Origin of the sequence: Paracoccus sp. NFXS7, assembly GCF_040148865.1 — a bacterium.
In the GTDB taxonomy this organism is placed as follows: domain Bacteria; phylum Pseudomonadota; class Alphaproteobacteria; order Rhodobacterales; family Rhodobacteraceae; genus Paracoccus; species Paracoccus marcusii.
Genome location: NZ_JAKEKV010000019.1, coordinates 1 through 23,214, shown reverse-complemented (window position 1 = coordinate 23,214; position 23,214 = coordinate 1). Strand labels below are relative to the sequence as shown.

Genomic DNA, 23,214 nt, shown 5'->3' with positions numbered 1-23,214 from the left:
CCGGGAACGATACGCTGAAATCCTACGAAGGCGAAGACACCCTGATCGGGGGCACCGGCAACGACACCTTATCGGGTGGCTCGGGTAAGGACACGTTCATCTTCGCTGCGGGTGACGGTCGCGACACAATCACGGACTTCGACGCCCGCGCCGGAGAGTTGGTCGATGTCAGAGGCTATTCTGGCTATACCAGCCTGATCTCGGAGTCCGGCGGCACCCGCATGGTCTTCGAGGGCGGCGATAGCATCCTCTTCCAAGGCGTCGCGAAATCGGCGCTGACCGGCGTGAACTTCACCTTCAATGGCGTGTCACCGAAAAATTTGGCCGATGTCGGTCCGGTTTTTGCTCCTGCGCCCACCCCGCCGGCATCGTCCGATGAATATGATCTGAGCCTGTACAAACTAAGCCAGAAAAGCACGCCTGACAGCTGGCTCATCTCGGAATGGGATGCGGGTCAGACGAACAACATGTCATGGTCGGCCAACAACGTCAGCGTTGCGGCAAACGGTGATGTAAGTCTTTCTCTGACCAAGGCCCCTGCCGGCTCGTCCAGACCCTATCTCGGTGCGGAGGTGCAGTCCAACGAGATTGCAACGACCGGCACTTGGAGCTGGACGGCCCAAGCGCCGGTCATGGCGCCCGGTGCGGTCTTCGGCATGTTCACCTACAAGGCGGACTGGAAGAACGATCCGTGGGTCGAGTTCGACTTTGAGTTCGTCGGCGGAGACACGACCAAAGTCCAACTCGCGATCCATATGGAGAATGCCAAGGGCGAGCACATGGTCCTGACCCCCGAGGCGCAGAAGCGGAGCATCATCGATCTCGGCTTCGACGCGTCGAAAGGGATGCACACCTACGAAGTGTCCGTGACCGAGAAGGATGCTACCTTCTATATCGACGGAAAACAGGTTGCGAAATTTGGACCGGCCGACATGCAAGGCAATGTCTGGCAGATCGGTCCGATGGCGAGCTTCTTCGACTTATGGTCGGTCTCGTCCGGCCAGGAGGCATGGGCCGGAAAATGGACCGATCCCGGACGTCCGCTGGTGGCGATCATCGAGGGGGCCGACATCCGTCCCGCAGAGTTCGGAAGCGCGATCGAGGTAGTAAGCCCGCCAGTGGTGTTGATCCCAGACCCGATTGTCATCCCCAATGGCATAAATGGAGATGACAGCGCGAACACGCTGAACGGTACGTCCGGGAACGACAAGATCTACGGCTTAGGCGGCAATGACATCATCGACGGCAAGGCCGGCGCGGACGAGATGTATGGCGGCACCGGGAATGATGTCTACTGGGTCGATAACGCCGGTGACCGCGTGATCGAGAAGGCCGGCGAAGGCCGGGACGAAGTCCACTCGATCATCGACTGGACTCTCGGCGAAAACATCGAGGATCTCCACCTGCGCACGCCCGTCAACACGAAGGGGACGGGCAACGCGCTGGACAACCTGATCACGGCGAATGCCGGCCGCAATGTCCTTTCCGGCATGGCCGGGAACGATACGCTGAAATCCTACGAAGGCGAAGACACCCTGATCGGGGGCACCGGCAACGACACCTTATCGGGTGGCTCGGGTAAGGACACGTTCATCTTCGCTGCGGGTGACGGTCGCGACACGATCACGGACTTCGACGCCCGCGCCGGAGAGATCCTCGACATCCGTGGATATGCGAACGTCACCGCGCTGATCAGCGAGAACGGCGGCACCCGGATCGTCCTGGGGACCAATGACAGCATCTTCCTGCAGGGCGTCGACAAAGCGATCCTGACGACCGCCAACTTCCTCTTCAACGGCGCCGTCCCGAAAGACCTGAACGGCACACCGCCCACGGTTAGGCCTGCGCCCCTTCCCACACCAATACCGCCGGCAGCCGATATCAATGAAATAAGAGGTTCGAATGCCGACGATACAATGCGGGGCACGACACAATCAGACATAGTCTGGGGTCTTGAAGGGCTAGATACATTCTACTGGCAGCCGGGGGTGGGCAACGATACCTACCATGGCGGCACCGGGACAGAGCGGTACGATGCTAACCCCTATACACCTGGTAATCCTGGCGGCGACAGGTTGATTCTGGACGGTTCGGCCGGTCTGCGCATCGACATGCACTCGACAGATAGTGGCAGCGTTCAGAGCAGGAATGACCGCCTGGAATTCACGGGTATTGAGCGTATTTTTGGTACCACCGGCGACGACGTTGTTGTGGCGACAAATGCGACCGTAAATAGTTCCGGTGGAAGTGTACCCGCCCACGGTCTGTCGATCTTTACCGGTGCAGGAAATGACCGGATCTCAGGATCGCAGTTTGACGATGTCATTGATGGCGGCTCGGGCAACGATACCATCAACGGCGATGGCGGGAATGATTTCATCCACTCCAGTACCGGCAATGACCTGATTTATGGCGGCGCCGGTGACGAAAACATCCGATGGGGTAACGGTGATGCCAACCACAACCCCGGTAATGATACGATCGACGGCGGCTCAGGAAACGACCTGATCAACATCTGGATCAAGCGCGGCGACATCTATTCCAACAATGACACTGTTGGCATCGAGGGTGTCAGTGTCACGGTTGATCGTGTCCTGTCTGACGGAGCGTTTTCAGGCAATGCCAGCACCAGTATCGGCGGGACCGCGACACTGCGCTTCGACAACTTCGAACTTGGCTGGACGCATGCAGGCAACGACGTCATCGACGCGTCGGGCGCTGTGATCTCAAGTTCCGGGGCTGGCGTAAACTTCAACACGCGATGGGGTCACGATAGGTTGGTGGGCAGCCGAGGCAACGATACTTTGGACGGGTCAATGGGCCGTGATACTGTGCAGGGTGGCCAAGGAGATGACCGCATCTGGATTGGAGACGGGCACAATGGCGACGGGGCAAGCGACGTGCTTATATTCCGGGCTGGTGATGGTGCCGATATCGTCTACGGATTCGAGAGCAGCCGCGATACCCTGGACCTCGGTGGAAGGAGTTACAGCGCCACAGAGGTCCGTGATGGAACGCTTCTCAATTTCGGTAGCGGTGACTCAGTTCTCTTAAACGGGGTCTTCGACTTTATCTAAAGTGGCTTGGGCGTCGGAAAAATGGTTATAAACCGACGCCCCTTTCATACTAGGGTCAGGATTCATAACAAACAGATGACGGTTGCTGCGAGAGCGATGGCCGAGAGGAAGACCTTCGGACATCTGTCGTATCGAGTTGCCACGCACCTTCAATCCTTGAGCCTGCCGAACATGATCTCGATGCGACTTCGCCGCTTGTAGCGTCGCTTATCATATTGGACCGGCGTCTTGCGTTGCTTCCGACTAGGGATGCAAGCGCGTATCCCTTTGTCCTGCAACGCCACTCTCAACCAGTCAGCATCATAACCGCGATCGCCAAGCAGCCATTCGACGTTTGGCAAGCCGCTGAGCAGCGCCCGTGCGCCGATATAGTCGCTCACCTGTCCGGCGGTGATGAACAGGTCGAGCGGTCGTCCCCGGCTGTCGCAAATGGCGTGCAGCTTGGTATTCATGCCGCCCTTGGTGCGGCCGATCAGGCGTCCACGCACCCCTTTTTTACGGCCATACTGATCGCTGTTCGATGTGCCTTCAGGTATGTAGCGGCGATCATTACGGCCTTCTCCTCACCGTGGTTCTTAGCGAGGCTTGCCATCATAAGAGCGAAAATGCCCTTTCCGCTCCAACGCCTCCAACGCCTCCAACGGCAGTAAAGCGTCTTGTGAGGCCATAGGCGGTGGGTGCATCACGCCAGCGCAAGCCATTGCGGATACTGAAGATAATCCCGCTGACAACCCGCCTGTCATCAACACATGGCTTGCCGTGGGACCTTGGGAACTAGGGAGCGAGACGTTCCATCTGCACGTCGGCCAGCCAGAAAAGGTCGCTCATGTCACCGCTCCGTTTCCGAGCCGTGAATCACACAGCAAAACAAGTATCAGCGCACCCTGACCCTTCTGTATATCCGTTCTGCTAAACTGGTCCCGTCACCGGCCCCGGCCAGGACCGATGGCGGGGTGGTACGCGACGTCTGACCCTTGTGGCATGGCCGCGTCATCGGCATAGATGTCAGCCGCGACTGGCTGGACCTTCATTGCCTTCCCGACGGGCATCGCTGCAGAGTGCCAACGCTCCGGCGGGTCATGCTACCGTGGCAAAACTTGCCCGAGACCGGAATGCCATCGTCTGTTTCAAATCGACCGGCGGCCAAGAGTGGCAGCTCTGGGCGTTGTTGGAGGCAGAAGGTGTTGCAGCCCGCCAGGTGCCCCCCGCTCAGGTGAAAGCGTTTGCGCAAAGCCGGGGCACGCGCGCCAAGGCCGACCGGATCGATGCGGAACTCATCGCCCGTTTCTTTGCATTCCGACCCGAAGCAGGCCGCAGTCTTCCTACGGAGAAGATACGCATTCTCAGAGCCTTAACGTCTAAAAGAGCGCAGCTGGTTGAAATGCGCAAACGGCTGCTGGCCCAAATCCGCGCGCATCAAAAACTGGGCAATGCCGCGATGTTCGAGGACGTCGACAGCGAGCTGAAGCACCGGATCGACAGCCTGATCAAGGAGCTGAAAGACCGGATCACCCGGGCCATCGCCAGTGACCATCAACTTTCGGAGACAGCCATCGTCCTTCGCTCCATCCCGGGGATCGGCCTAATTGTCAGCACGATGCTGATCGCCGAAATGCCGGAGATCCGCACCATCACCGGCGAAGAAGCTGCCGCGCTCACCGGATTGGCCCCGGTCGCGCATGACAGCGGAACCCTTCGCGGGAAACGAGCCATCCCGGGTGGTCGCCGTGCCCTGCGGCACGTGATATTCCAAGCGGCTTTAGTCGCGGCACATTATAACTCGGACCTGAAACCCTTTGCAGATCGCCTCCGCAAGGCCGGAAAACCGCACAAGGTCATCATCACCGCCGTCACCAGAAAGCTTGTCACTATCTCGAACGCCTTATGCAAGAGCCGTCAAAAATGGGCCGCAGCAACGGTCTGAGAGATACAGTTGCTAGGTGTTCAGTCCCGGCATCTGATGGATCGGGTTTAGGATGAATTTGCCTGGCTAGGCTGTCCAGATATTGCAGATGTATTCGTAGGGCGTGAGCCCTCCGAGCGTCTTGAGCCGGCGAGCGAAATTGTAGGCTGCCATGAAGTCCGCCAGGTGGGTGCGGAGCAGGTCGTGATCGTCGTAATGGAAGCGTTTGACGGTCGCGTCCTTAATCGTCCGGTTCATCCGCTCGACCTGACCATTCGTCCAAGGGTGGTTTGGCTCGGTGAGGCGCTGCTCGATACCGTTGGCCTCGCAGATCATGTCGAAGCGCATGGGCCGGGGAGAGATGGCGCTGCGATTCCGCGGCTGCTCGGCGAACTGAATGCCGTTGTCGGTGAGGATGGTGTGGACTTGATAGGATGAGCTGCCTGCCGGCGAATGCTTCGAGCATGTGCTTCAGGAACTCCCACGCCGTCTTCTTGTCCGCCTTGTCGACGAGCTGGGTCACGGCAAACTTGCTTGTGCGGTCGATGCCAACGAGCAAAAACAGTTTGCCCTTAGCAGTCTGCACTTCGGCAATATCGATATGGAAGAAGCCGATGAGGTAGCGTTTGAACTTCTGCCGCTTCGGCTTGCCGCCTCCCACGTCAGGCAGTCGAGAGATACCGTGGTGCTGAAGACACCGATGCAGTGCCGCGCGCGTCAGATGTGGAATAGAAGGCTGCAGGGCATAAAGGCAGTCATCCAGCGGCAGCAGTGTATGCTAGTTTGACAGCTGGGACTGAGTACCTAGGCATAAGAGAGAAGTACCTGCGGCGCGTCAGGCTTTGCCTCCATTTCTAGGAGACAATTGTTTCATCAGAAGGGCGAAGTCGTATCGGACTGCGCGCGCATGAAGGCAAGCACACCTGCAGCATACTCCGTTCGATGCAAGGTCCTGACACCCTGTATCGCGACGAAGTCGAAAAGCGAGTTCTTTTCGGAAACTCCAAGTGCCATATGCCAGCCCAGAAACTGCTTGGTGGAGACGGCATCCCTGCTCAGAATGGTTTGCCCGTAGTGAGATCGGCTCTCATAGATACACCGTTCAACAATCCGAAGTTCGGCTTCCGGACCTTCGACCCATTGATGGAAGATCCCGTCCTCGCAATGCAGGTAGCCTGTAACGGCCATATTGCTGTTCCGGGATCGCGGGTGTTCCAGGATCATCCGGAACTCGAGATCATGGGGCTGAAGCAGTGTCTCACTGCGGTACGGAAAATTACGGACCAAACCGTCCTATCCTCAAAGGGCTACGTGTCGGGTGACGGCCAGAATGTTGCGTCTGGCATGACCATCAGTCCCAGCCATCAAACATTACCCTCCAGTGGCGGAGCAGATCAGCTGCACCGTAATCGCCATGCCGTTGGCGCTCCGTGGCAGCAGCTGAGATCATCGTCGCCACACCACTGCGATCCATCGCTTCCGGAAAGGCGAGCGTTGCGCGCAGAATGTTCAGCAGGATCCGCTCGGCCATCGCGCGTTGTTCGATCTCGTCCAGGAAGTCATCGCTCATATGCCTGGTCATATCGGATCTCATTCTACCCTAGCGTATCACGCCAAAATGTCTGCGCTTGATGCAACTCACATAGTGAGGGTCAAAACACAACCGTGACGCGATCGTTATCTATCTTAAAGTTGATGAGCGCTTACCGGATGAGCCCCTGCCCTATTCGCCAGCATCATCGATTACCGCCCCGGAGCCCATAATCCGATACGGCGCCAGGGCCGCTAATCGCCCGCGATCTCGCGAGCATTGGGCATCTATGGTCTTCTCATGCTGGCCCGAGCGTTCGCCCGCAGCGTACTACGTCGCAGATGGCACCGGGCTTGCCCTTGCAGCCGTGAAAGTTGCCGCATCCGTCGCGTCATATCGAACCGGACCTTAACTTCAAATTAACCAATATCCGGCATTCTTTTCTCATGAGCCGACTCAGTAAAAATACCGCGATAGTTGGGCTTTCAAGAATAATGGGAAAAGGGCGCCTGCATGACCACAACTGTCATCCTTCTCATGATCGTGGCTGCCACGGCGGCCGGTGACTACCTGATCAAGGCGGCATCGTTGAATACGCAGGGTATTGCATCAGCGAAATTCATGGCTGGAGCAGCACTTTATGCACTACCGGCAATTGGATGGTTCTCCCTCATGAAAAACCACACTCTGGCCACGGTTGGCATCATCTATAGCTGCTCAAATATTTTAATCTTATTTGCCCTCGGATGCTTCGTTTTCAAAGAAGCTATTTCGGCGAGGGAATTGACAGGGATCGGGCTTGCCGTCGCTGCAATTCTCGTGCTGCACAAAACGTAGAACTGCCAAGCGACACCGTCCACACAATCGAGGCAACGAAGCAACATGCTGACTGTAGACCACAACATCAGCCAAAGCACGATCCATGGCCTAGGAGTTTTCTCAAATGAGAAAATTGCAGCTGGGCAGCTTGTCTGGACCTTCAGCCCGGTTGTAGACCGAGAAGTTCCAATCGAGCAGCTGCTTAAGATGCCCGATCATGTTCTTCGAATGTTTGCCCGCCATGCTTGGTACGTCAAGGAGCGAGGCACCTTCGTCATCGGATTAGATGGTGACTACTTCATGAACCACTCGGACGAACCCAATCTCACCGACGATGGTGAGCATATGTATGCCGCTCGAGACATAGAAGTCGGTGACGAGCTGACATGCGATTACAGCACAGTCACCGTCGTTGAGTTCGATCCGAACAAAGGACATGCACATGCCGAGGACATTCGTGAATTCTATACGAAGATCTTTCAGCAAGATGCCCATCAAAGAGTAACTGCGGAGGTTGGCATGCTCGCTCCTATATCGAAGTTAGCACAACTGCAAATGAGAAGTTGTGCTTAATATTCTTGCCTGAATCTTTCCCAACAGGACGTTTGACGATGGTGATGTTTTCTGGAGCTTCAATCGGACTATCCAATCGCATTGCCACCGTTGCGCTTTACGGCACATTGTTGCTCTATCTGGCGATTGGAGTATCACTGGAGTCATTGAGAAGGCAAATCAACCACCAAGCAGAACTCGAAGCTGGCCGTCAGGTCGTTCACAATATCAGTCTGCTGCATGATCAGGTCAGGCAATTTGCCAGAGACTACAACAATTGGGGCGATGTATATCAAGCAATTATCGACAAAGACTTTGAGTTTGTTTCAAATAACTATGGCATCACGGCCGTCAACGGAGATATGTTTGATCGCGCCGTCATCTACGATGGTCTGCTAAAAGATCCTTTGGCTTGGAACTCTACCGGAACCCGAGCGCCACACCAGTCATCTCTCTCAATCTGGGCTTTGGAGCAGATACGTCTTGGCGTAGACAGGTTGCCACGCGAAGGTCGGGCCACATTCGATTTCGCTATCTTGAAAGATGGCGAGGTTCAATTCGGAAGCGCGTCACGCATCCTGCCAGATACCGAAGAGGCTCTTGCAACGGCGAACCGAGATGAAGCGTCAATTGGAGCTATTTTACGAACAGTTACAAATGCGCAGTTGACCGACATAGCGACCAGCTCAAATGTTACAGATCTTCGACTATCAAACTCCCTAAGAAACCCTGCAATCGCAACACCACTAATCGGTGTTGATGGCAGGCCAATAGCATATCTCGACTGGATTCCGCCGCACCCAGGAAACGAACTTCTAAGCCATATAGCACCTATAATCGCGCTGATATTTATCGTTCTCGGGGGTGTCGGTATTGGCGGAGCGCGCCTCCTGCGCGACCACGCAAATACTCTTGCCCTGCGGGAGGACGATGCCAATCGACTTGCACGGTCCGATCCATTAACAGGCCTTCCCAATCGCCTTGCACTTAAGGAGTATATCGAACGCCTTGAGTCTACCGGTATCAACAATTACGCAGTGATTCTGCTAGATATTAATAACTTCAAGAAAGTTAATGATCTTGCGGGCCATCAGGGTGGCGATGAACTCATCAAGACTTTCGGAAACAATTTACGTGCGGCAACAGACAAACAAGTTTTCGTCTCTCGTGTCGGCGGTGATGAGTTCATCGCGGTCGTCAATACTTCGGGTGATATAATCGAATTATCTCGCTGCACTGTCGACCGCTTCATGCAGGCAACTGGTGTTTGCTTTAATTACCGAGGCCTACAATTTCCTATAACATCTTCGTATGGCATTGCTGCCAGAAAAGATGCAACACGCTCTTTTGAGGATCTCTTAGGAGATGCGGACCGTGCAATGTATGCGTCAAAAAAGGATGATGGCAACCACGTCACAGTTTACGATGCGGAGCTTGATGCGGAATACACTTTTAGAAGGAAAATCGAGGAAGCACTTCGCTTGGCCATCAGATCGCCGGATGAGTTCTATATGCTTTACCAGCCTATCGTTAATGCGCGGACTATGGAATTACACTCGGTGGAAGCGCTGGCGCGCTGGAATTGTGCATCCCTCGGACCTATTGCTCCTGACGTGTTCATTTCCGTTGCAGAAAAAAGCGGCCTGATAGTCCAACTTGGATCGCTCCTTCTTAAAAAAATATTTTGCGACATGCAGTGCAGGCCAGATTTACGCTTTAATATCAATATTTCTCCTTTGCAACTTCTGTCGTCGGGTTTCATTCCGACGCTGACACGCTTGTTGGGAGAGCATTCCATATCACCAAGCCGAATTGAAATTGAGCTTACCGAAGGCGTTCTTGTTTCAAATTGCGATACGGTCCAAGCTCAATTGAAGCAACTCAGACAGATGGGAATCACTACGGCACTTGACGATTTCGGAACCGGCTTTTCTTCCATCGGCTATCTTCAAAAGATGCCCCTCGATACTCTTAAAATTGACCGAAGCTTTGTATCGGGGCTTGGAGACGACAAGGTCCTTGCAAATGTACTACACTCGATTGTATCCCTCGGCCGCACCTTAGGAAAATCAATCACGGCGGAGGGCGTTGAAACGCTCTATGAGGCAGAGATTCTGGCTGATGTCGGGTGTCATTATCTTCAAGGTTATCTTTTCAGCCGGCCTCAGCCCCTTGATCAAATCCTTAAGGCAGCTGGCAACGGTCATTCTCTCACGGGCGAGCCTTGTGCTCAGCAGCTTCGTCGAGCCCTCGCTAGCTAGGTTAATGTGAATCAATTTTCATAAGCTGAGGAATATTTTCTTAATATATTGTCGTATTTTGCGAACCTTTGATGTATTAGCTGCAATTCGAGACGCACTCAGAGTTGGCTTCACCAAGGGTTGTGGCAAGAGAACCCGCCAATGACAGAGCATGCTATAACCTTGAATGCAATAATAGTGACCAAAATCGTACCAAATAAAATAGCAAACGCTTTGCTGGAGCATTAGCAACCTACCAAAAATATTCCGAGGAGAATATGCAGATTTTTTTGGACGGTCCTTTCTGCATTTGGCTAGAAACCACACTGCTATGCAATGATCTTATCCTGTCACTCTCGGCTGGAAGCAGAGGGTACAGGAGTAGGCGTACAATAGGGTTGACCAGAGCCCCGCATCCTCCTTCGGTTTGAGATAGAATCCGCTCCAAACCGAGGAGACGGACGATGAAGCGATCGAGGTTCAGCGAGGAGCAGATCATCGCAATGCTGAAGGAGCAGGAGGCCGGCATGCTCACGGCCGATGTCTGCCGCAAGCATGGGGTGAGTTCTGCGACATTCTACAAATGCAAAGCCAAGTATGGCGGGCTCGAGGTGTCGGATGCGCGACGGCTGAGGGCGCTGGAATGAGGCGCACCGCGCCGAATGAGAACGGCAAGCTCAAGAAGCTGCTCGCCGAAGCGATACTCGACAATGCCATCTTAAAGGATGTCGCGGCAAAAAAATGGTAGCGCCCGGTGTGAAGCGGGAGGCGGTAGCGCATGTCGTGGAGATCCACGGGGTGAGCTACCGCCGGGCGTGCCAAGCCTTGGCCGTGGATCGGTCGAGCGTGCGCTATCGCGAGCCGTGCGCCCCGACGACGCCGAGGCGCGGGTAGCGATGAAGGCCGTCGCGGCAGAGCGGCGGCGCTTCGGCTACCGTCGCATCCACATCATGCTCGAACGCCAGGGGATCGTGATGAACCTCAAGAAGCTCAGGCGGCTCTACCGCGAGGAGAAGCTTCAGGTGCGCCGCCGGGGCGGCCGCAAGCGCGCCCTTGGCACGCGTCGGCCGATGCTGCTGCCGGATGCGCCGAACATCCGCTGGAGCCTCGACTTCGTCAGCGACGCGCTGACGGACGGACGCCGGTTCCGGGTGCTGGCGGTAGTCGATGACTACAGCCGAGAGTACTTGGCGCTGCTGGCGGACACGTCACTGTCGGGGCATCGCGTCGTTCGCGAGCTCGACGCCGTGATCGCCCGGCGAGGCCGTCCCGCCATGGTGGTCAGCGACAATGGCACGGAGCTGACCTCGATGACGATCCTGTCCTGGTGCCAGCGCACTGGGATCGAATTGCACTACATCGCGCCTGGAAAGCCGATGCATCGAGCCATGTGTCCGCCACCGGTCCGAGGACCATGGCGAGGGGCTTCATCGAGAGCTTCAACGGGCGCTTCCGGGACGAGCTGTTGAACGAGACGTTGTTCTCGACCCTCGGCGAGGCCCGGCAGCAGATCCGTGCTTGGCAGGACGATTACAATCACCACCGCCCGCATTCCGGCCTCGGGAACATGACCCCTGACCTGCCCCCCGGAACGTCCCTCGGTTTAACATAGAGTTTGCTTCATTGCGCTGCTCCCCAACCTTGGACCGCCGGATGCTGGAATTTTCCGGCTTGGTCATGGCGACGGGCTGACTGCGTCGCCGGGATAATGCAGGGCGATCGGGACGTTATATCCGATCGCGCTGTGGGGTCGGTCCTCGTTGTAGTGCCTACGCCAAGTCTCCAGTTTTTCCTGTGCGTCCGCAAGGCTCATGAACCAGTGCGCGTTCAGGCATTCGGACCTGAGCTTGCTGTTGAACGCCTCGATGAAGCCATTGTCGGTGGGCTTGCCAGGGCGTGAGAAGTCCAGGGTGATATGGTTGGCGTAGGCCCACAGATCGAGGTCGCGCGAGATGAACTCGCTGCCATTGTCGACCCGGATCGTCCTGGGATAGCCGACCTGGGCACAGACCCGTTCCAGTGTCCGGACCAGATCCTCACCGCGGTATTTGAAGCGCGGGTCAGCTGCTGGACAAAAACGGGAATGCGTATCCACGATCGTCAGGATCCGCAGCTTGTTGCCCAAGGCCAATTGGTCATGAACGAAGTCCATGGCCCAGACTTCGTTTGGCCCGACTGCCTCCTGGCGATCATCGCGCAGCTTGGCCTTCACCCGCCGCTTCGGGTTCTTGTTCCTGAGCTGCAAGGCCAGTTCATTGTAAATTCTGCGGGTCTTCTTGATGTTGATCACCCACCCCTCCCGTCGCAGCAGGACATGCACGCGCCGATATCCGTAGCGCACCCGCGTTTCGCAGATCTCCCTGATCCGTCTCTCGACGGCTGCCTGGTCCGTGCGCCGGGACTTGTAGTGGAACGTGGAGGTGTCAAACCGCAGGGCCCCACATGCCCTGCGTATCGACGTGCCCCAATCGATGCACATCCCGCGAACTAGTTCGCGCATCCGGCCAGGCTTCAGAGCTTTCGCCGGATGACGTCCTGCAGCATTTCCCGATCCAACGTCAGGTCGGCGACGATCTTTTTCAGGCGACCGTTCTCGTCCTCAAGCGCCTTCAGCCGCCGCATCTCGTCCGGCAGCAGCCCGCCATACCGCTTCTTCCAGTTGAAATAGGTCGCTTGGCTGATCCCCGCCTTGCGGCAGATCTCGGCCACCGGCGTGCCTTCCTCGCCCTGCTTCAGGACAAACGCCTTTTGCGCCTCCGTGAACCTCGATGCTTTCATCGTTCTCAGCTCCTCTCCCAGCCAGGGAAGGTTAGCCGAAAACTCCAGTTTCAAACGGTCCAGTTTTCAGGAGGCAGAGCAGTATGACGACCTGCAAAAGATCGCCGCCGATGGCGTCTATCCGCCGTGGCTGTGGGCACCCGAAGAATTTGACCTGCCAGGTATCCCAGGCAATTCAAAATAATTACATGGCACACCAGCTCTTTCTACGGATACTTATTTATCGGTTTCCTAAAGTTACTTTGCAAACCTAAGAACCTGCACAGTAAAAGGATATTATAATGGACGGTTATTGCCCTTATTGCTTAGTGCCAAGTTTTCACATCTGGGCCTGCCCACATTGCGGAGGGGTCAGACCTATTCCGGATGAGAAGCTTGAGACCAAAAAAGATAATTCAGGTGTGGGGGGCTGGACGATTTTGTTGCTGATCACTGGTCTCGGCATGCTGATGCAGATTTCTGCGCTGTTTCTCTGACCAATCCGGGCGTCCCCTTCGGGCCGCGTCCCCGGTTCCGGCCGGCTGCACCGGCCTCCACCCGAGCTGGTCGGGGCGATGCGCCCGGCTGCGCTGCACGGTTGAATGTCTCGTCCCGAGCCATCCCCCCGCACACCGGTCCTGGGCGCCCTGCCCCGTCCATCTCGTCCCTGACGGGCGGGACCGCTGACGCAAGGCGCGCCCGGTTGTCCAGTCGCGGGTCGGGAACGACCTTGGGAGTGAAGGCGCGCGACCGCAGCAGGCCCGCGCGAGACGTCAGGGATCGAGCAAGGGCCTGTGGGCAACCGGGTGCGGCTTGCGGCAGCTGCGGCACAGACCCACCGCGGCCTCTTTCAGAATAGCGAGATCCCCGCGCCAGGCGCGGCGATCAAGACGCAGGGGGGATTTGGACAAGCCAAACGCCCCCTGCCCTTGTTGGGCCAGGCGCTGCGCGCCTGTCCGTCAGGGGACCGCCGGTCCCCCACCGCAACACGAAAATGCTGCACGTCCTGCGGGGCCGTGTCCTCGCGCTTCGCACTGCGGGCCGCACCACCCCCTTGTCCGCTGGATTTTCCCATTGCGGCGGTTCCCCCCCTGCCCTCGCCGGGAGGCAAGGGTTCAGGAGAGGGGCGCGCTTCGCGCTTCCTCGCCTGACCCCCCGCCCTGTTCTGTGGCGTATAGTTCTGCCTTTTCTGTCGGGCAGTCTGCCTCTCGGGCCTGCCAGCTTGACGAAAGCGGACGGTCAGCGGTCGGCGCAGCATCGACGCGAAGAGCCGAGGCTGTGTGGAAACTCGGCCTTATGGTAGACTTCGACATGGTGGCGGGAGATCGGCATGTCGGGTTTCATCGAAGGGACTGCGCGGGGACAGACGGCTCTTTTTCCAGATCGTCTTGAGGATTGGATTGGCGAGGATCACCTGGTTCGGGTGGTTGATCTGTTCGTCGATGAACTCGATCTGCCTGCGCTCGGATTTGCGCGATCGGCGCCGGCGCGGACGGGGCGACCCGGATATCATCCTGCCGTGCTGCTTAAGCTGTTCATCTACGGCTATCTGAACCGGATCCCGTCTAGCCGCAGACTGGAACGCGAAGCCGGGCGGAACGTCGAGTTGATGTGGCTGACCGGCCGCCTTATCCCAGACCACAAGACCATCGCTGACTTCCGACGTGACAACGGCCCTGGTATCCGCCGCAGCTGCGCCCAATTCGTAGAGTTGAGCCGCCGGATCGGCGTGCTGAAAGGCGCCTGCGTTGCCATCGACGGGAGCAAGTTCCGGGCCGTCAACAGCCGGGATCGCAACTTTACCAAGGGCAAGATCGCCAGCCGCATTGCCCACCTGGAGGCGGACGTCGAGCGCTACATCGCGGAGATGGTGCGGGTCGATCGACAGGAGGAGGGCGAGGTTCGGGCTGAGAAGGTCGCGCATCTGGCCAAGCGTTACGGGCGTGTCCGGCAGCATATCCAACATCTGCAAGCCATGGGGCGGGCCTTGGCCGATGCGCCGGATGGGCAGATATCGCTGACGGACCCCGATGCCCGCGCCATGGCGACCAGCGCCCGGAACAGCGGAATGGTCGGCTACAATGTCCAGACCGCCGTCGACACCGAGACCCACCTGATCGTCGCGCATGAAGTCACCAACCAGGGTCATGACCGTGATCTTCTGGTGCCGATGGCAAAAGCGGCCAAGGATGTGCTTCGCCGCGACGAGATGCATGTGCTGGCCGACAAAGGCTACTTCAGCGGGCGGCAGATCCTGGCCTGTCACAAAGCTGGAATCACCACGACGATCCCGCGCCCCGAGACGTCGGGCAACCGCCTCAAGGGCATGTATGAGAAGGCGGACTTCGCCTATGAGGCCAACGCGGATATCTATCGTTGTCCCGCAGGGGAAGCGCTACCGTATCGCTACACGACCGAGGAAGACGGCTTGGAACTCCGCCGCTACTGGACCAGCGAGTGCGGCACGTGCCTGATGAAATCGCGATGCACGACCGGCAAGGAGCGCCGGATTACAAGGTGGGCGCACGAGCATCTGGTCGAGGCGGCGCGGGCGAGGCTGATCGGCCCGACCGAACCGATGACAATCCGCCGAGGCACGGTCGAGCACCCGTTTGGCACCATCAAGGCGTGGATGGGCACGTCCCACTTTCTGACCCAACGACTGAGGAATGTGAAAACAGAGATCGCGCTGAACGTCATCGCCTACAATATCAAGCGAATGGTAGCGCTGATCGGGGTCCAAGGGCTGATGAGCGCTCTGAAGGTATGAAAAGCGCCGCTCCATGTGGTCTGTCTGCACTTCGCCAAACGCAAGTCAGATCTTCGCGTCAGATGCCCTTGGATGCCAGCATGCGCCGGCGTTTCCACACAGCCTAAGCCTATAGACGACACTCATGATTGTCGCAGCAAATGCAGGTGCAGCAAAAACCGCCAGCACATCTTTGAATGGCAGGAACTGACACGCGCTGCAGTGCAGCTTCCCTAAAGCTGTCGTTCATTGCTCACGCTAAGGCTGACCTCGGCGGAGGAGGGGTCAGCTGTCGAAGCCGAATGAGGCCTCCATCGCCTCCCAGCTTTGGTCCATGGGCCAGGCCGCACTGACGGGCAGCGAGACATGGCCGTAGCGGAACGAGATCTGTGCCTCGGCCAGTGCCTCACTCTGACCTGCACCTGCAAGAAACAAGGCAGAGGCTAGTCCGGTCCGGTCGGCCCCGGCCTTGCAATGGATCAGCACCGGCTTGGGCAAGGCCTCTATAAGGGCCATCAACGCAGCGGCGCGGTCCAGCGTCAGGATTTCGCTGTCGCGCATGGCGAAATCAGCGTGCGTCAGGTTCAGGCGCGCGGCGGTTTTCTGTTCGACCTGATACCAGTCTGCATCCGACGGCCCGCGCAGGTTCAGCACGCTGCGAAACCCGTACGCCGTCGTCCATTCCACCAGCTGCGCTGCCGAGGGCTGGGCCGATCGGTAGACCTCGCCCTCCAGCACTTCATGCAGGTTGCCGCTTTTCTGCAGCAACGAAGCCCATCCGGCGCCGGCCACAACGGCCAGAACCGGCAGAGCCAAAATCAGTGCAGCCCACCGCCTCACGGGCGGTCCTGTTCGGATAAAGGGCGCTTGGTTCCGGTCAGCATCGACAAAACCAGGTTCTCGTGGTGGCGCAGGCTTTCGACCAGGACGCCCGCGACGTGCAGCCCCACCAGCACCAGGATCAGCGTGGCCAAGGCCTCATGGACCTCCTCCATTGCCGACGAGCCCCAGAAGGCGTCAGTCGTCTGCAGCCAGCCGGTCAGCGCAGTGCCCGCCACCGTCAGCAACAGCGCCACGATCATCGCGCCGCCTGCCGGGTTGTGGCCCAGATAGCGCCGTTCGCGCCCGGCGCGCAGGTCGCGCAGATGGGCCAGCACCGGACGCGGCCCGCGAACGAAATCCGCGAACCGGGCATGGCGGGGGCCGATCAGCCCCCAGACCACGCGCAGCGCGATCAGCGCCGCGATGGCATAGCCCAAGCCTTCGTGCAGGACCTTCGGCCCGTCGGCGGTCAGCCAAGCCGTGGCGATGCCCGCGACCAGCGACCAGTGGAACAGCCGCACGAAGCCGTCCCACACGCGGATGCGCTCAGTTGTCATCGCCTACGGCCTCGAATGTGGCGGGGTCGAAGAACGTCTCGACGCGCTTGCCGTCCTGGTCATGGCCATAGACCTCATAGCAGCCGTCCTCGGTCTTGACGTTGCTGACGGTCCAGCCTTTCGCGGTCAGGTCCGCGGTCAGCTCCTCGACCGGGCGCCAGTCGGCCTGCGGCACGTCGCAACGCTCCGAGGCCAGGGCAGGGAAGGCCAGTCCGGCCAGCATCAGGGCAAGAAGGGGGGTACGCATGGATCTCTCCGTCATCGGTGTTTCGATGCCGACATCCATGCCCGCCCCAGCTTGCGGCAACCTTACAATCCGCGCCCGTCGCATCGACGGGCGCCGGACGCTCACCCCGCGGCGACCCCGAACAGATGCCCGACCGCCGCCGTCGCGGCCATGGCCATCGCGCCCCATACCAGCACCCGCAGCGTGCCGCGCGCGATCCCCGCGCCCCCCGCCTGCGCGCCCACCGCCCCCAAGCCTGCCAGCGCCAGCATCGTCGCCCCCGTCACCCAAACGGCAATCGCCCCGTCCGGCGCTAAAGCCGCCGTGCCAAGCGGCAGGGCCGCGCCAACGGCGAATGTCGCCGCGGACACCATCGCCGCCTGTACCGGCGCGGCGGTCGTGACCTCGGACATGCCCAGTTCGTCGCGCAGGTGGCTGCCAAGGGCGTCGTGTTCGGAAAGGCGCAGCGCCACCTGCCGGGCCAGCCCCGGGTCCAGCCCGCGCTGGACATAGATCGCGGTCAGCTCGTCCAGTTCCCCGGCGGGGTCGGTGTCCAGTTCGGCCGTCTCGCGGGCGATGTCGGCCCGTTCGGTGTCCAACTGAGAGCTGACGGATACGTATTCGCCCGCGGCCATGGACATGGCGCCGGCGGCCAGACCGGCCATCCCTGCCACTAGGATCTGGCTGCGATCGCCGCTGGCGGCCGCGACCCCGACGATCAGGCTGGCGGTCGAGACGATGCCGTCATTGGCGCCCATGACGGCGGCGCGCAGCCAGCCGATGCGATGGACAAGATGGGCCTCGGGTCGGGCGTGGGACAGCATGGCGTCGCTCCTGCGGGAAGGGCCTTGATCAGGCGGCGTGGTGGGAAACCGGCTTGGGCGCCGCAATACCGGCCCCATGATAGCTGATGAACCAATTCACGTATCGCGCCAATCCCACCTCAAGCGGGGTGATCGCGCGCGGCCCTGTCAGGCGGCCCAGCAGGCCCGTATCGGCCCAGGTCGCGACCACGTCGCCCGGCTGCATCGGCAGCATCTGCAGCCGCGCGGTCCGCCCCGTGGCCACCTGCAGCGCGTCGATGAACGCGGTCAGGGACACGGGCGCGCCATTGCCGATGTTGACCACCCGCCACGGCGCGACCGGCGACAGGCTGTCGCCTGCGACGGGGATGGCCGGGTGTCGCGGGATCACGTCCATCAGTGCCCGGATCGCATCGACCAGGTCGTCGACATAGGTAAAATCCCGCTGCATCCGGCCGTGGTTGAACAACGGTATGGGTCGGTCCTGCATCAGTGCCTGCGTGAACAGGAACGGCGCCATGTCGGGCCGCCCCCAGGGTCCATAGACGGTGAAGAACCGCAGCATGGTGATCGGCAGGCCGTAAAGCGCGGCATAGGAATGGGCCATCCCCTCGGTCGCCTTCTTGGTGGCGGCATAGAAGGACATCGGCTGATCGGTCGGGTCGGTCTCGCGATAGGGCATGGTCGGGCTGCCGCCATAGACCGAACTGCTGGAGGCCATCACCAGATGCGCGGGCGGATGCGCGCGGGCTGCCTCCAGCAGCTGGAACGTGCCCGCCAGGTTCGTCGCCAGATAGGTGTCGGGCGCCTCGATCGAATGGCGCACCCCGGCCTGGGCGGCCAGGTGGACCACCATCTGCGGCCGGTGCCGCGCCATGACGTCGCTCAAGAGGCCCGGCGTCTGGATCTGGCCGCGCAGGGCCAGATAGCCTTGGAACTGGGCCAGCCTTGCCTCTCGGGCGGCCTTGAGCGCCGGGTCGTAGTAGGCGTTGTGGTCGTCAATGCCGATCACGCGTCGGCCTTCGGTCAACAGGCGGAGGGCCAGGTGATAGCCGATGAAGCCGGCAGAGCCAGTGATCAGGACGCTCATGCTGCGCCCCTCAGGTCGGTGGCTCCGGACCGGGCCAGTTCACGCGTGCGGGGCAGGCGACGGCGGCGGATCAGCCAGGCCGTGCCCAGCAGGTCGACGATGCCCACCGCCGCGCGCCGCAAATTGCCGTATTTGGACCGGCCGAAGGCGCGGGGGGCGTGGGTCACAGGCACGGTCTGCACCCGCAACCCCTCGCGCGCGACCATGGCGGGCATGAAGCGGTGAATGTGATCGAAATATGGCAGGGCCAGATAGACCGCCCGCGGAAAGGCCTTCAGCCCGCAGCCGCTGTCGCGCACGTTGTCGCGCAGCAGGGCGTTGCGGATGCGGTTCGCCGCGGCCGAGGCCAGCCGCCGGGACGGGCGGTCGCGGCGGTCCACCCGCTGGCCCTGGACCAGGCCCAGGGCCGTGTCGCCCCCGGCAAAGGGCGCCAGCAGGGCAGGAATGTTGTCGGGCGGGTTCTGACCGTCCGCATCCAGCGTCACGATCAGCGCCCCGCGCGCGGCCCAGACCCCGCTGCGGATCGCGGCGGACTGCCCGCAGGACCGGTCGTGGCAGATCACCCGCAGCTGCAGCAGCCGCGTCTGCAGCGCGGCCAGTTCCGCCCGCGTTCCATCGCGCGAGGCGTCGTCGACGACGATGATCTCGTGCGCGCGGTCCTGCAGGGTGGCGGCGATGCCGGTCAGCAGGGAGGTGATGTTGCCGGCCTCGTCGCGGGCGGGCAGGACGACGGAAATGTCGGGCGTCATGGCGCGACCTCCTGTGAGCGGTGAAGGGTATAGGTCCTGTCGCGGAACGGCAGCCGCAGGACAGGGGTCATGCCGGGGAGGGGCCGGTCCGTCTGGTCCAGAAGCACGCCGCCCGGATGGTTGCGCAGCCACCCCGCAACGGTGTCGTCGGACAGGCGGGCGACCGGGTTCAGCAGGCGTCCGGCAAAGTTTAGCTGCGCATGATAGGTGCCGTCGGTGACGGCGATGCCTGCGGTATCATGGGGCGCCACGGCCCGGCCCAGATCGGTCATGTCATAGCGCGCGGACAGCAGCGGGCTCAGCCCGAGATGCAGCCCGATCATCAGCGCCAGCGGCAGCGCGGCCAGCGCCATGACCGGCGCCCGCAGCCGCAGGAACGCCGCCAGCCCCGTCAGCGCGCAGAGCCCGCCCAAGGCCAGCGACCACAACGGCAGCGGATCGCCAAGCCGTGCCAGCACCGGAAGGAACCCTGCGCCCGCGGCCAGAGAGGACAGGATCAGCCCGATCACGGGCGCGGCCACCCACAGGTCGCGCCGCCCCCACCGCCGCGCGGGCAGGCCGCCCGACAGCAGCAGTGCCAGCGCGGGCAGTTCCGGCAACAGGTAATGCGCCTGCTTGCCGCTGATCAGAAAGAATGCGACGAACGCTCCCATGGCCCAGACCGCTGCCAGCCGCGTACCGGGATCGGCCCAAAGCCGCCTTGGCCGCAGCGCACCAAACCCCGCCCCGGTCCAGCCGAACGGCCAGATCATCGCGGGCAGCAGAGCGGCATAGAACCACCAGGGCTTGCGATGGGCAAAGGATGCCACCATGCGCCCGCCGCTTTGCCGCCACAGGACCTCGGTGCGGTACTCCGGCCCGCCCAGGATCAGCGCGGGCACCAGCCACAGGCCGACCGCCACCAGCGCGACGGCCAGCGCCAGCGCCAGCCCGCCCGCCCACTGCCGCGCCGACGGGCGGTCCGGCCCTGCCCACAGCGGCATCGACAGCGCCACGGGCAGCACGTGGATCAGGATCACCGGCCCCTTGGCATAGACGCCCATGGCCACGGCCATCCCCAGGGCAACCCAGGCCCCACGTCGTGGCCTGCGGACCGCCGACCACAGCGCCAGCATCGCCAGCAGCGTGGCCGCGGTCAGCATCGCGTCGAACATGGTCGTCGATCCGAACAGCAGCCAGACCGGCGACACCGCCAGGATCAGCGCCGCGGCCCCGCCGCGCGCCGGCCTGTCCGGCCACAGCCGCAATGCCAGCAGCCCGGTCATCGCCACACAGGCCGTCGCGAAGGCCGGTCCGACAAGCCGGGCCGCGAAGGCATCGACGCCCACGGCCGCCCAGACCAGGTTGATCAGCCAGAACAGCAGCGGCGGCTTGTGCCCGTAGATCGCCCCGTTCAGGTGCGGGACCCAGGGCGACCCGCCGACATGCATCTCCCACGCGGCGGCAACATAGCGTGTCTCGTCCACGGGCATCAGCGGGCGCAGCAGGATCAGCGTCAGCGCGGTCAGCGCGAACAGCAGCGTGGCGGACAGGACGGGCCGCATCCTCATGCCGCGGCCGTCCGGCGATGCCTGCGGATCAGCATCAGGTTGCGCAGATAGACGAACAGCCCCAGCCCCTGGCCCAACACGAAGACCGGGTCACCGCGCCACAGCGCATAGGCCAGGAGCGTGACCCCGCCCGCCAGCGAGAACCACCAGAACGCGTGCGGCACGACACTGCGTCGCATCCGTTCGCTGGCCAGCCACTGGATGACGAAACGGGCGCTGAACAGCGCCTGCCCCAGAAACCCGATCCCAAGCCACACCGTCTGTCCCGTCATCCGCCAAGCCGCCCTGAATTTTCAGGTCGGCAGTGGCAGGGCAACCTTACGGAGAGCTTACAGTCTGGCTGTCGGCGCCTGTGTGCTTGGGAGGGAACGCGGATGCCAAGCAACCGTGCAGGCAAGGTCGCGATCACCGGTTAGAGTGGCTCGGCGCGCGGCTGATTGTCGTAACACGCTATGCGGGGCAGCTAGCCCATCGCCATGACCAAGCCGGAGGCCCCAGCATTCGGGGGTCCGAGGTTAGGGAATTGCCAATCCATTTTATCTACCTACAGACCGATGAACGGCAGCTTTTACACATCCACCGAGCTCCCAAGCTAGCACCGCCCTTAGAAGTACCTTCGCCCGTTTGTAGCCTACTACTAGAAAGTAAAGGTGGTCAGGCTGCATCTGCAGCGAACGGCAGGAAGGTCCCGCATAGCAGACCGATTAGTTGACCGATCGACGGTCTGCCTTGCGGGACTATGCATGAACTGTTTTTCCTATGGTTTTTATACCGTATAAATTTGAATTGTTCGTCTAGTTTCTTCTTCCCAAGCTATTCGGACTTAATCACCCAATGGCTGGCGAAACGGTCTGTCCACCGAAGAGATGCGTGCCAACACCTACTGATTGTGCCAAGACCATGGTCAGGTCATCTTGCCCCAGATCAGGCCGAGCATGCCGACTTAGAAAGCAAAACATCCCGAAGACGCTGCCATCAGCCCGCCTGACCGGCACGGACAGATGGCTGCCGATCGGAATCATCTGCGTGATCGGAAGATCCGTTGCGATTGCATGCTGGCTGGTGTCCGTCATCAAGCTGGGCAAACCGCCATCCAGGATGTGTTTGCAGTAGACCTCTCTCAGATCCATGCTCTGACTTGGACGGATCATCGCCTCCAGTCCAGGAGCACTCACAGCGCGAAACACGGCTCGCTCCTCCACGAATTCGGAAAGGTAAGCGACCTCCATCCCGAGGGTTTCGCGCACGGTATTCAGCGTACGCTGAATTTCGACGCTGTTGTCGAGCGTCGCGGACAGAGTGGATACAGGGGCGGATTTTTGGGGCATGGTGATCCTGGTGCGACTGGAGATGCGAAAACCATAGTCCATGCACGCCATTCTATCGCACGAAAACAATTCTGCATTCTAACGATTTGGACCACGCCAACACCAGTAGCCCGCATCCGTGCGTGCGGCAGGTGTCCTATGACGGGGTATCAGGAAGACCTGTGACCGTGCCATCGCCATATATGGCATAGCATTCTATCATGCCGCAGACGTGGCGCTATCGCCGTCGACCATGCCGCAGGGCGCCGTTCTGGTCGACGTGGCGATCGATCAGGGCGGTTGCTTCGAGACGTCGCGCGCCACCACGCACCAGGACCCCATCTATGACGTCGACGGGATCGTGCATTACTGCGTGGCGAACATGCCGGGCGCGGTGGCCCGCACCAGCACGCAGGCGCTTGGCAACGTGACCATGCCGCATCTGCTGGCCTTGGCCGACAAGGGCTGGCGCCGCGCGCTGA

At 60.4% G+C, this 23,214-nt stretch carries 19 protein-coding genes and 4 pseudogenes; 9 read left to right on the top strand and 14 right to left on the bottom strand.

All coding sequences use genetic code 11. The annotated features are described in order from the left end of the window. On the top strand, positions 1–3,077 hold a 3,077-nt coding region (locus LZ686_RS18260), incomplete at its 5' end, for a family 16 glycosylhydrolase (protein WP_349548686.1). 62 nt (positions 3,078–3,139) lie between these two features. Here the strand turns inward: LZ686_RS18260 and LZ686_RS18255 are convergent. After that, positions 3,140–3,905 (bottom strand): annotated as a pseudogene (locus LZ686_RS18255) (IS5 family transposase). Positions 3,906–4,053: 148 nt separating this feature from the next. Between LZ686_RS18255 and LZ686_RS18250 the strand changes: the two are divergent. Then, the gene (locus LZ686_RS18250; protein ID WP_349548685.1) at positions 4,054–5,001 is read left to right on the top strand and encodes an IS110 family RNA-guided transposase; all 948 of its coding nucleotides are present in this window, start codon (positions 4,054–4,056) and stop codon (positions 4,999–5,001) included. Positions 5,002–5,067: 66 nt separating this feature from the next. On the opposite strand, the pseudogene LZ686_RS18245 reads toward LZ686_RS18250, so the two are convergent. From LZ686_RS18245 to LZ686_RS18235, 3 genes and pseudogenes are all read right to left on the bottom strand, one after another. Further along, positions 5,068–5,758, bottom strand: a pseudogene (locus LZ686_RS18245) (integrase core domain-containing protein); the annotation flags it as partial. A 95-nt stretch (positions 5,759–5,853) separates the two neighbouring features. Beyond that, entirely contained in the window at positions 5,854–6,267 is a 414-nt protein-coding gene (locus LZ686_RS18240; protein WP_349548684.1) for a BLUF domain-containing protein, read from the bottom strand. Positions 6,268–6,331: 64 nt separating this feature from the next. Then, positions 6,332–6,550, bottom strand: a complete 219-nt coding sequence (locus LZ686_RS18235; RefSeq protein WP_349548683.1) for a hypothetical protein — start codon at positions 6,548–6,550, stop codon at positions 6,332–6,334. A gap of 474 nt (positions 6,551–7,024) precedes the next feature. On the opposite strand from LZ686_RS18235, the gene LZ686_RS18230 reads away from it, so the two are divergent. From LZ686_RS18230 to LZ686_RS18215, 4 genes and pseudogenes are all read left to right on the top strand, one after another. Next, the gene (locus LZ686_RS18230) at positions 7,025–7,348 is read left to right on the top strand and encodes a hypothetical protein (protein ID WP_139599751.1); all 324 of its coding nucleotides are present in this window, start codon (positions 7,025–7,027) and stop codon (positions 7,346–7,348) included. Between the two features lie 45 nt (positions 7,349–7,393). After that, on the top strand, positions 7,394–7,903 hold the full coding sequence (locus LZ686_RS18225; protein WP_139599750.1) for an SET domain-containing protein: 510 nt from the start codon (positions 7,394–7,396) through the stop codon (positions 7,901–7,903). Positions 7,904–7,941: 38 nt separating this feature from the next. Next, positions 7,942–10,143 (top strand): bifunctional diguanylate cyclase/phosphodiesterase, encoded by a 2,202-nt coding sequence (locus tag LZ686_RS18220; RefSeq protein ID WP_139599749.1) that lies wholly within the window; start codon positions 7,942–7,944, stop codon positions 10,141–10,143. Positions 10,144–10,586: 443 nt separating this feature from the next. After that, positions 10,587–11,734 (top strand): annotated as a pseudogene (locus LZ686_RS18215) (IS3 family transposase). Between the two features lie 63 nt (positions 11,735–11,797). Here LZ686_RS18215 and LZ686_RS18210 read toward each other — a convergent pair. Next, positions 11,798–12,900 (bottom strand): IS3 family transposase gene (locus LZ686_RS18210; RefSeq protein WP_349548682.1). Its coding sequence is split into 2 segments (ribosomal slippage): positions 11,798–12,639 and positions 12,639–12,900, totalling 1,104 coding nucleotides; the frame shifts between segments, so codons are not numbered across the junction. A gap of 281 nt (positions 12,901–13,181) precedes the next feature. On the opposite strand from LZ686_RS18210, the gene LZ686_RS18205 reads away from it, so the two are divergent. Beyond that, positions 13,182–13,376 carry a hypothetical protein gene (locus LZ686_RS18205; RefSeq protein ID WP_349548681.1) on the top strand — a complete coding sequence of 65 codons (195 nt, stop codon included), beginning with the start codon at positions 13,182–13,184 and terminating at the stop codon, positions 13,374–13,376. An 833-nt stretch (positions 13,377–14,209) separates the two neighbouring features. Next, a complete protein-coding gene (locus tag LZ686_RS18200; protein ID WP_349548680.1) occupies positions 14,210–15,649 on the top strand; it encodes an IS1182 family transposase in 1,440 nt (479 codons plus the stop codon). A 264-nt stretch (positions 15,650–15,913) separates the two neighbouring features. On the opposite strand, the gene LZ686_RS18195 is transcribed toward LZ686_RS18200, so the two are convergent. The 9 genes from LZ686_RS18195 to LZ686_RS18155 form a co-directional block, all read right to left on the bottom strand. After that, entirely contained in the window at positions 15,914–16,468 is a 555-nt protein-coding gene (locus LZ686_RS18195) for a tyrosine-protein phosphatase (protein WP_349548679.1), read from the bottom strand. Then, a complete protein-coding gene (locus LZ686_RS18190; protein WP_349548678.1) occupies positions 16,465–17,007 on the bottom strand; it encodes a cytochrome b/b6 domain-containing protein in 543 nt (180 codons plus the stop codon). The genes LZ686_RS18195 and LZ686_RS18190 overlap by 4 nt, the downstream gene beginning before the upstream one ends. After that, the gene (locus tag LZ686_RS18185; protein WP_217846817.1) at positions 16,997–17,254 is read right to left on the bottom strand and encodes a PepSY domain-containing protein; all 258 of its coding nucleotides are present in this window, start codon (positions 17,252–17,254) and stop codon (positions 16,997–16,999) included. Before LZ686_RS18185 ends, LZ686_RS18190 begins: the two co-directional genes overlap by 11 nt. 101 nt (positions 17,255–17,355) lie before the next feature. Further along, on the bottom strand, positions 17,356–18,057 hold the full coding sequence (locus LZ686_RS18180) for a VIT1/CCC1 transporter family protein (RefSeq protein ID WP_349548677.1): 702 nt from the start codon (positions 18,055–18,057) through the stop codon (positions 17,356–17,358). 28 nt (positions 18,058–18,085) lie between these two features. Continuing rightward, positions 18,086–19,126, bottom strand: a complete 1,041-nt coding sequence (locus tag LZ686_RS18175; RefSeq protein ID WP_349548676.1) for an NAD-dependent epimerase/dehydratase family protein — start codon at positions 19,124–19,126, stop codon at positions 18,086–18,088. Next, positions 19,123–19,875, bottom strand: coding sequence for a glycosyltransferase family 2 protein (locus LZ686_RS18170; protein ID WP_349548675.1), 753 nt, complete (start codon positions 19,873–19,875; stop codon positions 19,123–19,125). Before LZ686_RS18170 ends, LZ686_RS18175 begins: the two co-directional genes overlap by 4 nt. Beyond that, positions 19,872–21,425: an ArnT family glycosyltransferase gene (locus LZ686_RS18165; RefSeq protein WP_349548674.1), complete on the bottom strand. Its 1,554-nt coding sequence runs from the start codon at positions 21,423–21,425 to the stop codon at positions 19,872–19,874. Before LZ686_RS18165 ends, LZ686_RS18170 begins: the two co-directional genes overlap by 4 nt. Next, entirely contained in the window at positions 21,422–21,697 is a 276-nt protein-coding gene (locus tag LZ686_RS18160; RefSeq protein WP_349548673.1) for a lipid-A-disaccharide synthase N-terminal domain-containing protein, read from the bottom strand. The genes LZ686_RS18165 and LZ686_RS18160 overlap by 4 nt, the downstream gene beginning before the upstream one ends. Before the next feature lie 555 nt (positions 21,698–22,252). Then, a complete protein-coding gene (locus tag LZ686_RS18155) occupies positions 22,253–22,795 on the bottom strand; it encodes a GAF domain-containing protein (protein WP_349548672.1) in 543 nt (180 codons plus the stop codon). 184 nt (positions 22,796–22,979) lie between these two features. Between LZ686_RS18155 and LZ686_RS18150 the strand changes: the two are divergent. Further along, positions 22,980–23,214: pseudogene (locus tag LZ686_RS18150) on the top strand (alanine dehydrogenase); the annotation flags it as partial.